A 13,497-nucleotide genomic window follows, 5' to 3' on the forward strand; every position below is an offset into this window, starting at 1 on the left:
AGTTTGGGTGCTGCCAGGCACGGACACGAAGTAGTGTCGCTCAGCCCCAGGCAGGAGTACGACTGTACACGCGGCCGCGGAGCGCGTGCAAATCCGTTTGCGGTATGGTCTAGACCACTCGGAGTGCCCGCGCGGAACCGGCACTTCAGGTGACATACCCTGCTGAACAGTGTGCCGCCCGGTACCGACAGGGACGGCCCATAACGATCTCCACCCCTGGGAGGCTTCCCATGACCACCGTGACGTCCCCGCTTGCAGGACGCGCCATCGGACTGGCAGCCGTGCCGGATCCCGTCTTCTCCGGGGCCATGGTCGGCCCGGGCACAGCGATCGACCCCGTACGTGAGCCTTCCGAGGCCGTCTCACCCGTGGACGGCGTCATCGTCTCCCTGCACCCGCACGCGTTCGTCGTCGTCGACGAGAGCGGGCACGGCGTGCTCACGCACCTCGGTATCGACACCGTTCAGCTCAACGGCGAGGGTTTCGAGCTGCTGGTGAACAAGGGCGACACCGTCAGGCGCGGTCAGGGCATCGTGCGCTGGAACCCGGCTGCCGTCGAGGCCGCCGGCAAGTCCGCGATCTGCCCGATCGTGGCGCTGGAGGCCACGGCCGAAGCCCTCTCCGATCTTCGTATCGACGGCGATGTGAAGGCCGGCGACAGTCTCTTCCTCTGGAAGTGACGTCAGTGCCGTCGTATGACGGCGAGTAGGACAACCAACACGGCGGCGGGAGCCGCCGCACTATCGGAGACGGGTGAGATGGAGACAACGCTGCGAGGCGTCGGCGTGAGCCACGGTGTGGCGATCGGCGAGGTTCGGCATATGGGAACGGCGGTGCTCGAGCCGCCTGCGAAGCAGATCCCGGCGGACGAGGCGGAGCGTGAACAGGGGCGCGCCCGCAAGGCCGTGGAGGCTGTGGCGGCCGACCTGATGGCGCGCGGCAATCTGGCGGGCGGCGAAGCCCAGGCGGTGCTCGAGGCGCAGGCCATGATGGCCCAGGACCCCGAGCTGATGGCTGACGTGGAACGACGGATCGCCGTCGGCAGCACGGCCGAGCGCGGGGTCTACGACGCGTTCGCCGCGTACCGCGAGCTGCTGGCGGGTGCCGGTGAGTACCTCGCCGGCCGCGTGGCCGACCTCGACGACGTGCGGAATCGAATCGTCGCCCGTCTGCTGGGTGTGCCGATGCCGGGTGTCCCCGACAGCGACGAGCCCTACGTCCTTGTTGCGCGTGACCTCGCGCCTGCCGACACCGCGCTGCTGGACCCGACTCTGGTGCTCGGCTTCGTCACCGAGGAGGGCGGTCCCACCAGCCACAGCGCGATTCTGGCGCGGGCGCTCGGGGTGCCGGCCGTGGTGGCGCTGCCGGGTGCCGGCGAGCTCGCCGAAGGCACGATGATCGCCGTCGACGGCAGCACGGGTGAGATCTTCGTGGACCCGAGTGAGGACAAGAAGGCTGAGCTCGAGGCCGCGGCCGCCGCGCGCAGGGCCGCGCTGGCGGCCTCGACCGGGCCCGGTGCAACGGCGGACGGTCACAAGGTGCCGCTGCTGGCGAACATCGGTGGTCCTGCGGATGTGGAGGCCGCCGTCGAGGCCGGTGCCGAGGGCGTCGGTCTCTTCCGTACCGAGTTCCTCTTCCTGGACGACAGCAAGCAGGCGCCTTCCGAGGAGAAGCAGGTCGCGGCGTACCGGCAGGTGCTCGAGGCGTTCCCCGAGGGGCGTGTCGTGGTGCGGGTGCTGGACGCGGGTGCGGACAAGCCGCTCGACTTCCTGACTCCGGCCGACGAGCCGAACCCGGCGCTCGGCGTGAGGGGCCTGCGGACGCTGCTCGACCACCCGGAGGTCCTGCGCACGCAGCTGACCGCGCTCGCGAAGGCTGTGGAAGGGCTGCCGGTCTATCTCGAGGTCATGGCCCCGATGGTGGCGGACCGCACGGATGCCCGGGCCTTCGCGGACGCGTGCCGTGAGGCTGGGCTGCGGGCGAAGTTCGGCGCGATGGTGGAGATCCCGTCGGCCGCGCTGCGGGCGCGCTCGATCCTGCAGGAGGTGGAGTTCCTGTCGCTTGGGACGAACGACCTGGCGCAGTACACCTTCGCCGCCGACCGTCAGGTAGGTGCGGTCTCCCGTCTGCAGGACCCGTGGCAGCCCGCACTGCTCGACCTGGTGGCACTGTCCGCCGAGTCGGCGAAGGCCGAGGGCAAGAGCTGTGGCGTCTGCGGTGAGGCCGCGTCCGACCCGCTGCTCGCTTGTGTGCTGGCTGGTCTTGGCGTCACCTCTCTTTCGATGGGCGCGGCGTCGATTCCCTACGTCCGGGCGACGCTGGCGAAGTACACGCTGGCGCAGTGCGAGCGGGCCGCTGCGGCGGCTCGTGCGTCGGACAGTGCCGAGGACGCGCGCAGCGCGGCGCAGGCGGTGTTGTCGGGCGAGTAGGCCGGGCTTGGTCGGCCTATGACTGTCCGGGAGGGGCGCTCCACTCAGGTGGGGCGCCCCTCCCGCGTTTCAGTGGTTGTGTCCCCGTGCGGTTTTCTCCTCCCCGAGGTCGGGCGGCTCGCAGTAGTCGACGTTGGATTCCGGGGAGATGAGGTCGCCGGACTCGACGTCGGTGCAGTAGGCGTCGAAGACCTCTCCCGCGGTGAGGGGGTCGAGTCCGTAGGCGCGCAGGCGCCAGCCGTAGACACGGTCGGGCATGGCTGGGGCGCTGGCGCGGATGACGAGTCCACCGGGGCTTTCGGTGGCCAGGCCGAGGGCCAGGACCGTGGTGAACTCGAGAGCTTCGGTCTCGTCCAGTTTCAAAGTGCCGCCCGTGTCGGCTGCATGGAGTGCGGCGATGAGGGTTTCGGGCGGTCCGGTGACGCTGCAGACGAGGTGCCGGTCGCCGGGTGGGGCCGTGTCGAGGATGCGGACGAGAAGGTCCGAGGCCCGGGCGAAGGCGGTACGTCCGAGGTCCTCGCCGCAGGACGTGCAGGCGCCCAGGCGAGCGAGGAGCGTGGTCGCGTACTCCCAGGTGGCCTGCCGCACGCCCTCGTCGACGAGGGCCGCCAGGAGGTCGGCCAGAGGCTGGCCCTCGTACGGGAGAGTCGGGCCTGTCACCGCGAGTTGGGCCGTGAAGCGTGTGCGGCTCGACGGGTTGTCGGGGTCCAGGCTCTTCTGCGTGCAGAACTCGGCGTACTCCTCGGGATCGAAGAGGGCCACCGTGGTGTGGCTGCCCTGCAGGGTCCGTGTCCTGAGGAGGGCCTCGACCTGTTTGAGGTAGGCCGCGTGGTCGTCGAAGGTGAAGCTGCGGTAGCAGCGCATGGCTCGGAAGTCGTGCTCGTCGGTCAGCAGGCCGATGGTGCCGGCGATTTCGCGGTGCAGGACGCGTCGCATGGTCCGGCTGTCGGTGTGCGCCATTGTCTTTCCCCCTGTGCACAGTCGATCAATGCTCACTCACAGTAATCGACGGCACTGACAGCGCGGGCTCGCGGAGGTAGTCGCGAAGGCGTGTGGCCACTAAAGCCGCAGGTCAGCCTGATAGAGCCACCCCCTCCCCCGTCAATGGCTGTGGTGACGGGGAGTGGCTTGGCGCGGCGTGGGCGACCTCGGTCAGGCGCGTTTGCGGGCGAGGTCCTCGTAGAAGGTCAGGAGGTCGAGGTTGTCGATGGAGCCCGGGTTGACCGCCTTCTCCAGTGGGGTGCCTTGGAGGAGGCGTTTGACCGGGACCTCGATGCGCTTGCCGGTGAGGGTGTGCGGGACGCCGGGTACCTCGATGATCTCGTCGGGGACGTGGCGCGGCGAGAGTTGTTCGCGGATGGTCTGCTTGATGCGGTTCAGCAGGGCCTCGTCGAGGGCGGCTCCGGGGGCCAGGTGCACGAAGAGGGGCATCCAGTAGCCGCCGTCGGGCTGCTCGATGCCGATGACGAGGGACTCCCTGATTTCGGGGAGGCGCTCCACGGCTTCGTAGATGTCGGCGGATCCCATGCGTACGCCCTGGCGGTTGAGCGTGGAGTCGGAGCGGCCGTGGATGACGACGGATCCGTGGGAGGTGACGGTGATCCAGTCGCCGTGCCGCCATACGCCGGGGTAGGTGTCGAAGTAGCTGTCGTGGTAGCGGCTGCCGTCGGGGTCGTTCCAGAAGTGGATGGGCATCGACGGCATGGGGTTGGTGACCACGAGTTCGCCGACCTCGTCGACGAGGGGGCTGCCGCTCGGATCCCAGGCCTGTAGGTCGGTGCCGAGGCAGGGGGCCTGGAGCTCGCCGACGTGGACCGGCAGGGTCGGTACGGCTCCGGCGAAGCAGGAGCACACGTCCGTGCCGCCGCTGACGGAGGCGATCCACAGGTCGTCGCGGACCTCGTCGTGGAGCCAGCGGAAGCCGTCGGGTGGCAGGGGCGAGCCGGTGGTGGCGACGCACTGGACGGTGGAGAGGTCGAAGTCGCGGGACGGGTGCACGCCGGCCTTGCGGCAGGCCATGACGTAGGCGGCCGAGGTGCCGTAGAGAGTGGCCCGCGTGCGTTCGGCGATCCGCCACTGGGCGCCGGTGTCCGGGTAGCCGGGGCTGCCGTCGTAGAGGACGATCGTGGTGCCGGTGAGCAGGCCGGAGACGAGGAAGTTCCACATCATCCAGCCGGTCGACGTGTACCAGAAGAAGCGGTCCTCGGGACCCAGGTCGCAGTGCAGGCCCAGTTGCTTGAGGTGCTCGACCAGGATGCCGCCCTGGGACTGGACGATGGCCTTGGGCAGGCCGGTCGTGCCGGAGGAGTAGAGCACCCACAGGGGGTGGTCGAAGGGCACCTGCTCGAAGACGGGGTCCGTGTCGGCGGAGGTGAGGGCCGACCAGTCGAGGGCCCCTTCGGGTGCCTCGGTGCCGAGGAGCGGGATGTGGATGACGGCGCGCAGGGTGGGCAGTTCGCTGCGCAGTTCGGCGACGGTCTCTCGTCGGTCGTGCTCCTTGCCGCCGTAGCGGTAGCCGTCGACCGTGAACAGCACGACGGGTTCGACCTGCTGGAAGCGGTCGAGGACGCTGCGGGCGCCGAAGTCGGGCGCACAGGAGGTCCAGACGCCGCCCACGGCGGCTGTGGCGAGGAGGGCGACCACGGCCTGGGGGACGTTGGGGAGGTAGCCGCTGACGCGGTCCCCGGGGCGTACGCCGAGGGCGCGCAGCTCGGCGGCCAGGGAGCCGACCTGGCGGCGTAGCTCGGCCCAGGTGACAGGGCGTGGTTCGTGCGTCTCGTCGACGTACAGGAGGGCCGGTTCGTCCGCGCGGCTGTCGGCCGCGCGCAGGGCGTGTTCGGCGTAGTTGAGGGTCGCCCCGGGGAACCACTGGGCGCCTGGCATCGCTCGGTCTCCGAGCACGCGCGCGTACGGTGTCGAGAAGCGGACGTCGAACCACTCGGTGACGGCTTTCCAGAAGGCGTCCAGGTCGTCGACGGACCAGCGCTGGAGAGCCGCGTAGCCGCCCTCGGCGGGGGCGCCGTGGTGCTCGGCGACCCAGGCCTGGAACCTGGTGATCCGTGCCCGGTCGATGCGCTCGGGGTCTGGCTGCCAGAGCGGCTGGGGACTAACGGTCGACATGGTCGGCTCCCGGACTGTGCGCGTCGTGTGCGTCCTCTGCGCACGGGCTGGGGTGTGCGCGTGACGCGGCTGGCACGGACAATGCCATGTGATCGACTTCGGCACCAGGGTGCGTCCCACATAGTCCGCCTCGTGAAGATGTGGTCCTGACACGGGTGAACGGCAGTTGAACGCCACGCACGTGTGGCGCGGTCAATGGCAGGGTGAGCAGCATGAACGGTCGTGACCTGGTGCGTTCGGTGAAAGCGGTGGGCTCGGTGGGGGCAGCGCAGGGTGTGCGTACCGTACGAGCAGCGTGGCGCAGGCGGCGGGCCGACGCCACCGGGCTGCCGTCGCGCGGGGCGGAGCGTGCGCGCGTGCCCGGGCCCGTGCAGGAGGTGGAGCCGGGGCCGGGGGGCGGTGTCGTCCGGTTCAGCCGGTCGGAGCTGCGGATTCTCGTCGCCGTGAACGGGGCTGTCTTCTGGGGCTGGGACGGGGCGGAGCCCGAGCCGTCGTACGCGCTGGCCGGCCGCTGTCCGGAGCCCGATCCCCGGGCGGTGCTGGAGCCGGACAAGGACGGCGGCTGGCGGGTGGTGGCCGAGCGGGTGACGGTCGTCGTCTCGCGGCACGGCGCGGTGGAGGTGCTCACGCCCGGTGGCGTGACCCTGCGGCGTGATCTGCCGCCGCGGTGGTGGGAGCCGGTCGGTGGCGGCCCGGCGCGGTGGTCGCAGCGGTCGGAGGTGGCTGCCGACGCGCGGTTCTTCGGCCTGGGTGGACGTGCCGGGGGTCCGCGGCTGCCGGACGGTACGTACCGGCTGTGGAACACCGACCCCGGCCACGCCTTCGCGCCGGGCGACGACCCCCTGTACATCACGATGCCGGTGCAGCTGGTGGTGTCCGACGGCGGTACGCATCTGGCGTTCCACGACAGCTCGTGGGACGGCACGGTGACGCTGCGCGAGGGCGAGGAGGGCGCGGGTTCCGGGCACGACCGCGGCGGGACGAGCGAGCTGCGGATGGACGGCGGTCCGCTGCGCTGCTGGGTGATGGTGGGCACTCCCGCGCGCGTGCTGCTCGCCTGGGCCTCGCTCACGGGGGCGCCCGCGCTGCCCCCGGCGTGGGCGCTCGGCCACCAGCACGCGCGGTGGGGGTTCGGCAGCGAGCAGGAGGTGCGGCGGATCGCCGCGGGCTATGTGGAGCACGGTCTGCCGCTCGACGCCGTGCACCTGGACATCGATCACCTCGACGCGCATCAGGTGTTCACCGTCGACCAGGACCGCTTCCCGAAGCTGCCCGTTCTGGCCGAGGAGCTCCGGCGGGACGGCATCCGGCTGGTGTCGATCGTCGACCCGGCCGTCAAGGCCCTGCCCGGCAATGCCGTGTACGACGGCGGTACGGCCGAGGACGCGTTCGTGCGGGACGCGTCGGGGCAGGTCGTGAAGGGAGTCGTGTGGCCCGGGGAGGCGGTGTTTCCCGACTTCACGCACGCGCGTGTGCGTGAGTGGTGGGGCGGCCTCTACGAGGAGCGGCTCGCGCAGGGGTTCTCGGGTTTCTGGCACGACATGAACGAGCCCACGTCGTTCGCCGCGTTCGGGGAGTCGACGCTGCCGCGCTCGGCGCGGCACTCCCTGGAGGGGCGGGGCGGTGACCATCGTGAGGCGCACAACGTGTACGCGCTGTGCATGGCCAGGGCGGGCTTCGAAGGGCTGCGGAAACTCGCGCCCCAGGAGCGGCCGTTCCTGTTCTCTCGCTCCGGGTGGGCCGGCATGCAGCGCTATGGGGGCACGTGGTCGGGGGACGTGGCCACCGGCTGGCCGGGGCTGCGGGCGTCCTTGGCGCTGGTGATGGGGCTCGGGCTGTGCGGCGTTCCGTACTCGGGGCCGGACGTCGGAGGCTTCGACGGGGATCCTTCACCCGAGCTGTATCTGCGGTGGTTCCAGCTGGGCGCGTATCTGCCGCTGTTCCGTACGCACGCGAGTCTGCGGGCGGGGCGCCGGGAGCCCTGGGAGTTCGGTCCCGAGGTGCTGGAGCACGCGCGCGTGGCGCTCGTCGAACGCCGGCGGCTGCTGCCGTACTTCATGACGCTGGCGCATCTGGCGCGGCGTACCGGAGCACCGTACGTACGGCCCCTGTGGTGGGCTGCGCCGGAGGATCGGACGCTGCGTGACTGCGACGACGCCTTCCTGCTGGGCGACAGCCTGCTGGTGGCGCCGGTGCTGGACCCCGGCGCGGACCGGCGGGCGGTGCAGCTGCCGCGGGGGCGGTGGTACGACATGGTGACGGAGCGGGCGTACGAGGGGCCGGCGCAGGTGCTCGTGGACGCCCCCCTGTCGCGCATCCCCGTGTTCGCGCGCGCGGGTGCCGTTCTTCCCGTACTCGGGGAGGACGGCGGACTCGCCCTGGAGGTGTGGGCGCCCGCCCGCGGACGGACCGGGGGCGGGCTGGTCGTGCCGGACGGGGGCGAGGGAGGGGACGAGCCGGAGATCGAGCGCTACACCGCTCGGTGGATGGGCTCGCGGGTGGTCGTCGAGCGGGAAGGTGAGGACGGCGGGAGCGAGCTGTCCTACCCGGTGCGCGTCCGCGGTGCCGGGGGACGCTGAGCTCAGATGTACCGGCCCTCGAACCAGGCCCGTACGGCCACGGTGTGCAAGGGGAAGGCGAGCTCGTCCGCCCTGCGCAGGAGGTGCCAGCCCTCCGTCTCGTCTGTGGCGGCTGAGGGCGGCAGGCTTTCGACCGGGCGTTCCGGTAGGAGACCGAACAGCAGCAGGTGCCCGTCGGGCGAGCTCATGGCGTCGACGAGCCGTACCTCGCGGGCGGCCGCGTCGATGCCGGTTTCCTCCTTGAGTTCGCGTACGACGGCCTGCCGCCAGTCCTCCCGGTCGTCGATGTAGCCGCCGGGCAGGGCCGTGCCCCCGCGCGCGGGAGCGACGGTTCGGGTGATGACGACCAGGGCGGTGCCCTTGGTGTCGTACACGGGCTGGAGGGCCACCGCGACCGGGAGTGGATTGCGGTAGGCCACGGCGCCGCAGGCCGGGCAGGTGCGGGGCCAGCCGGAGACGCCCTCTCCGTAGGGCGCGCCGCAGCTCGAACAGTGGGAGTCCGGCGCGGAGTTGGAACTGGAGTGCTGAGTTTCGGACACGCGGCGGACTGTAGCCGATCACGGAGAGGGCGTCTCGGGCAGGCGGCTCAGTGGGCGCCGGTGAGCGACTTCCTGGACACGGGGAAGTCGAAGTAGGTGTCCGGGTAGGGCTCGGGCTTGTAGGTGTAGTGCCACCACTCTTCTGCCAGGTTCACGAAGCCGAGGCCTTCCAGGGCGCTCTTGAGCAGCAGCCGATTGGCGCGCTGTTCACCCTGGATGCGTGGGTCGAGGGTGTGCGAAAGGGTGTCGAAGCAGTCGAAGCCGGTCCCCATGTCGATCGAGTTGTCGGGGAACCGCTCGCCCTTGGGTGCGAAGCACGGCACCAGGGGCTCTTCGGGGTCGTACGGCCGGGTCGGCTTCGCCGGCAGCCTGACCAGTGTGATGTCCAGGGTCGATCCGCGACTGTGGCCGGACTTCTCGGCGATGTAGCCGTCGGCGAAGAGCCGGGTCTTGTCGACGTTCGGGTAGAACTCGCCTTTCATCGCCTCGTCGTCGAGGTCCTCGGCCCAGCGGACGAAGTGGTCCACCGCCCGCTGCGGCCGGTAGCAGTCGTACACCTTGAGTGTGTAGCCCTGGCGCAGGAGCTTCCTCTGGGCCTTGTGGAGGGCTTGTGCGGCGGGGCGGGTGAGGATGCAGGTCGGCTGGAGGTAGCCGTCGATGCGTTCGCCGACGAAGTTGTGCGGGGTGACGTAGCGCATCTCCTGGATGATCGTCGGGTCCACGCTTCTCAGCGCCACGAAGTCCTTAGGTGCCTTGGGCTCGGTCTTGGCCTGGGCGGTCGCGGTGGAGGCGGTCGCTGCCAGCAAGGCGGCGAACGCCGTGATGAGGCCGCGTGCCACGGTGGTGAGTCGTGTCATGGCCCTTGCATCTACCAGGAGACGGCCCCGCCGGGGAAGGGATGCCCAATTCCGGATGACCGTGGCAGACTTCTGACGTTCCGTCAGATCTGGCTGCGGGGAGGGACTGTGTCGCGTACACGAACACCTGTGGTGGCGGGGTGGTTCGCCGGGGACGGTGACGCCTTCCGGCTGCTCGGCACGCGCTGTGCGGCGTGCGCCTCGGTCTTCTTCCCGCGTGAGGACCACCACTGCCGCAACCCCTCCTGCACGGGCGGGGAGTTGGAAGAGGTCGCACTGTCGCGACGGGGGCGCATCTGGTCGTTCACGGACAGCCGGTATCGACCACCGTCACCCTATGTGAGCGATCCGGAACTTCCGTGGGAGCCGTGCGCGTTGATCGCTGTGGAGCTGGAGGCCGAGCGGATCGTGGTGCTGGGACAGGCGGCTCCCAGGGTCACCGTCGCGGATCTGACGGTGGGTATGGAGGCGGAGGTCGTGCCCGGAGTGCTCCATGAGGACGCGGAGACGGCCTGGACGACGTGGCACTGGCGGCCGACGGGGGTGAAGGCATGACGGAAGAGGTGGCGGTGCTCGGCGCGGGCATGCACCCGTGGGGCAAGTGGGGGCGGAGCTTCGTCGAGTACGGCGTCGCGGCGGCCCAGGCGGCGCTCGCCGACGCCGGGCTGGATTGGCGGGACATCGGCTCGATCATCGGGGCGGACACCGTGCGTGGCGGCTATCCGGGGTATGTCGCCGGAGCGACGTTCGCGAAAGCACTGGGCTGGCAGGGGGCCCGGGTCACGAGCGTGTACGCGGCGTGCGCCTCCGGGGCGCAGGCCGTCGACACCGCACGGGCCCAGATACTCTCCGGACTCGCCGACGCGGCGCTCGTGGTGGGGGCCGATGCCGCTCCCAAGGGATTCTTCCGCCCCGCGGGCGGGGACCGGCCCGACGATCCCGACTGGCTGCGCTTCCGGATCCTCGGGGCGACCAACCCGGTGTACTTCGGGTTGTACGCCCGGCGGCGCATGGCTCTGCACGGCGACACGACGGATGACTTCGCGCAGGTGAAGGTGAAGAACGCCGCGATGGGCGCGCTGAACCCCAAGGCGCGCTACCGCAGCCCGGTCACCGCCGAGGAGGTCTCCGCCTCCGCTGTCGTCGCCGATCCGCTGCGGCTGCTCGACATCTGTGCGACCTCCGACGGCGGTGCGGCGCTGGTGCTTTCGAGCATGGAGTTCGCGCGGCGGCACGGGCACGCGGAGCCGGTGCGGATCCGGGCCGTGTCCACGGTGACGCCGCGTTACCCGAACACCGTGCTGGACCTGCCGGACATCGCCACGGACTCCGCGGTGGCGGTGGATCCCCCCGGCGAGACGTTCCGGAGGTCGATCGCCCGGGCGGCCTACGAGGAGGCGGGAGTCGGGCCGGAGGACCTGTCACTGGCCGAGGTCTACGACCTGTCCACGGCGCTCGAGTTGCAGTGGTACGAGGACTTGGGGCTGTGCGGCGAGGGCGAGGGCGTGAAGCTGCTGAGGGACGGGGCGACGGCACTGGGCGGGCGAATACCGGTGAACGTCAGCGGTGGGCTGGCCTCCTTCGGCGAGGCGGTGCCGGCGCAGGCGATCGCCCAGGTGTGCGAGCTGGCCTGGCAGTTGAGGGGCGACGCGGGTGACCGGCAGGTCGCTGGAGCGCGCGTGGGTATCAGCGCGAACCAGGGGCTGTTCGGGCACGGGTCGGCGGTGATCGCGGTTCGGTGATCGCGGTGCCGGACGCTTGCGTGGGCCGGAGCGGGAGGCGGCACAGGGCCGGAGGCGGCACAGGGCGGTGCCGTCGCGGGTGAGCTGGTCGTGCGGCCGCCGCAGGCCTTGGTCATACGCTGTGTGACCACGCCGGAATCCTGCGTGAACGTCTCATGAACTGCGCTTGGGCGTGCGCCGGTGGAGTCATCATGCTGCCGTGCACTCCTGGACGGATACTCTCCGCTTCGCCTTCCAGCCGGTGGTCAATCTGACGACCGGCGCGGTCGCGGGGCTGGAGATACTCGCCCGCCCGGAGACCGGCGACATCCTGGCCGAGGCCCGCCGGGATCCCGAGCTCGACTGCCGGCTGGCGGTGTCGGCGGTCCGCGCGGCGGTGCGCAAGGAGACCCTGCTTCCGCTGTTCGTCAACGTGTTCGCCGGCACCCTCGCCGACCTCGGCGGCCTCCCTTCACTGCACGCCGCCGTGCGCGAGGCGGGACGGCTGCCGTGGGAGGTGACGATCGACGTCTGTCCGCCGTACACGCACGTGCCGCAGCAGGCACTACTGGAGGCGGTGACCGCGCTGCGCGGCCAGGGCTTCCGGATCTGCGCGGACGGCGTCGGGGACGGGGACGTGCCCTTGCGGCTGCTCTCGGACATCGCGCCCGGCCTGGTGAAGCTGGACGCGTCGCTGCTGGCGCGGCCGGCCGTGGTGCGGTCGATGCGGACGCTGTGCGACGAACTGGGGGCGCTCCTGGCGGTCGAGGGCGTGGAGACCGAAGGCCAATGCGCGGCGGCGCTGGCGGCCGGGGCGCAGCTGGCACAGGGCGAGCTGTTCGCGCCACCGGCGCGGCTGCCCGCCGCGGATGTCTACGTCCCGCCCCGCTCCCCCGCCGACATGGCCGTGCCGCGATCCGGGCCGTCGGTGCGGGAGTTCGTGCGGCCCGCGGCGCTGCTGCCCGCCACGGCGTCCGCGGGTCAGGTGCGAGCCCTGCTGACGGGGTCGCCGGACGTGTCAGGGGTGCTGCTCGTGGACACCGCGGGGGTGCCGGTCCGGTCCGTGCACCGGTCCCGCTTCCTGCTGTCGATGTCGGGGCGCTACGGGCATGCCCTGTACGCCGACCGGCCCGCGGCGAAGCTCGGCGACCCGCCGCGGACGGTGGGCGTCGACGCCACCGCCTGGGAGGTCCTGGACGTGGTGGCGGTCGGCGGGCGGGACCGTACGTCGGACGATGTGGCCGTCGTGGACGAGTACGGGCGGTGTGTGGGGGTCGTACGGCTCGCGGACCTGGTGCGAGCCCTGGCCGAAACCCGAGTGGAGGAAGCGGCGGGGCTCAATCCGCTGACGCGTCTGCCCGGCTCGGACGCGATCACCGGTGAGGTGGACCGGCGGATCGCGGCCGGGCGGCCGTTCGCGCTCAGCTGGCTGGATGTCGATCACTTCAAGCAGGTCAACGACGGGGCCGGCTTCGCGGCGGGAGACGAGCTGATCCGGGCGGTCGGGCGGGCGCTGCAGCAGGCCGCGATGGACAGCGCGCGCGTGGGGCACATCGGTGGGGACGACTTCCTGGTGCTCGCCGATCCGGAGGGTCTCGATCCGCTGGCCGCCGCTGTGCTGGACGCCCCCTGGTCGGCGGGGGGACGGCCGGTCACGCTGTCGCTCGCCACGGTGCTGTGCGCGCCGGGCACTGTGACGGACCACCGGCAGGCGGCGGCCTGCCTGGCACCGCTGAAGAAGGCGGCGAAGTCGTTGCGCGGGGCGAGCTGGGTGCTGGGCCGGGCGGGACTGCCCGGACACGAGACCCGCCGGGGCGCCGAGCCGGCACCGGCACCTGCGGGGTGTGGGGTGGCGGAGCCGGGTGGGGCTTGAGAGGGGCGTGCCAGGGTGCCCGAGCCACGCAGAGACGGACTGCTGCACGTACTGGGCTGTGAGAGGGGTCCGTGCGGACGCTCATGGGGCTCTGGCGCTGCCGCGCGACGGTGCCTGAGCGGGGTGGTGATCGGCCTCTGTCAGGGCCCCGCAGCGGGCCTAAGGCCGTCCGTGACTCGTCCGGTTGAGAAACCGCCAGGTCAGGTGGATGCTGGTGGCTAGCAAGCGAGGAGTCAGGTGCGGCTGGGCCAGTGCCGACAGTCGGAGCTCAGCGGAGGCCGGACACCACCAGCAGAGCCTCGCGCGGGTATCCAAGCCGCGCGGTGGCCCCGACCAGATCTGAACAACGACCCGACCGAGCGCCGTCAGGCCGTGCAAC

10 protein-coding genes are annotated in these 13,497 nt (G+C 71.3%); 6 read left to right on the forward strand and 4 right to left on the reverse strand.

Annotation, left to right across the window (positions count from 1 at the left end):
• Window positions 1–230 precede the first annotated feature (230 nt).
• Window positions 231–680 carry a PTS glucose transporter subunit IIA gene (locus OHU35_RS07150; RefSeq protein ID WP_189726335.1) on the forward strand — a complete coding sequence of 150 codons (450 nt, stop codon included), beginning with the start codon at window positions 231–233 and terminating at the stop codon, window positions 678–680.
• Window positions 681–758: 78 nt separating this feature from the next.
• Window positions 759–2,429, forward strand: coding sequence for a phosphoenolpyruvate--protein phosphotransferase (gene ptsP / locus OHU35_RS07155; protein WP_189726336.1), 1,671 nt, complete (start codon window positions 759–761; stop codon window positions 2,427–2,429).
• Window positions 2,430–2,498: 69 nt separating this feature from the next.
• Here ptsP and OHU35_RS07160 read toward each other — a convergent pair whose 3' ends face one another.
• Entirely contained in the window at window positions 2,499–3,389 is an 891-nt protein-coding gene (locus tag OHU35_RS07160; protein WP_189726337.1) for a hypothetical protein, read from the reverse strand.
• Window positions 3,390–3,581: 192 nt separating this feature from the next.
• Window positions 3,582–5,549: an acetoacetate--CoA ligase gene (locus OHU35_RS07165; RefSeq protein ID WP_405505039.1), complete on the reverse strand. Its 1,968-nt coding sequence runs from the start codon at window positions 5,547–5,549 to the stop codon at window positions 3,582–3,584.
• A 212-nt stretch (window positions 5,550–5,761) separates the two neighbouring features.
• On the opposite strand from OHU35_RS07165, the gene OHU35_RS07170 reads away from it, so the two are divergent.
• A complete protein-coding gene (locus OHU35_RS07170) occupies window positions 5,762–8,128 on the forward strand; it encodes a TIM-barrel domain-containing protein (RefSeq protein ID WP_189726339.1) in 2,367 nt (788 codons plus the stop codon).
• A 2-nt stretch (window positions 8,129–8,130) separates the two neighbouring features.
• Here the strand turns inward: OHU35_RS07170 and OHU35_RS07175 are convergent, their stop codons facing one another.
• Window positions 8,131–8,667: an NUDIX domain-containing protein gene (locus OHU35_RS07175; protein ID WP_189726340.1), complete on the reverse strand. Its 537-nt coding sequence runs from the start codon at window positions 8,665–8,667 to the stop codon at window positions 8,131–8,133.
• A gap of 47 nt (window positions 8,668–8,714) precedes the next feature.
• Window positions 8,715–9,524, reverse strand: coding sequence for a M15 family metallopeptidase (locus tag OHU35_RS07180; protein WP_189726341.1), 810 nt, complete (start codon window positions 9,522–9,524; stop codon window positions 8,715–8,717).
• A gap of 129 nt (window positions 9,525–9,653) precedes the next feature.
• Here OHU35_RS07180 and OHU35_RS07185 point away from each other — a divergent pair, with 129 nt between their 5' ends.
• The 3 genes from OHU35_RS07185 (at window position 9,654) to OHU35_RS07195 (ending at window position 13,118) form a co-directional block, all read left to right on the forward strand.
• Complete coding sequence (locus OHU35_RS07185; RefSeq protein WP_405509182.1) at window positions 9,654–10,079, forward strand: Zn-ribbon domain-containing OB-fold protein; 426 nt, start codon at window positions 9,654–9,656, stop codon at window positions 10,077–10,079.
• Window positions 10,076–11,266: a lipid-transfer protein gene (locus OHU35_RS07190; protein WP_405505040.1), complete on the forward strand. Its 1,191-nt coding sequence runs from the start codon at window positions 10,076–10,078 to the stop codon at window positions 11,264–11,266. The genes OHU35_RS07185 and OHU35_RS07190 overlap by 4 nt, the downstream gene beginning before the upstream one ends.
• A gap of 199 nt (window positions 11,267–11,465) precedes the next feature.
• On the forward strand, window positions 11,466–13,118 hold the full coding sequence (locus OHU35_RS07195) for an EAL domain-containing protein (RefSeq protein WP_405505041.1): 1,653 nt from the start codon (window positions 11,466–11,468) through the stop codon (window positions 13,116–13,118).
• Window positions 13,119–13,497: the final 379 nt, after the last annotated feature.

This window comes from Streptomyces purpurascens, assembly GCF_045040895.1.
GTDB lineage: Bacteria > Actinomycetota > Actinomycetes > Streptomycetales > Streptomycetaceae > Streptomyces > Streptomyces purpurascens.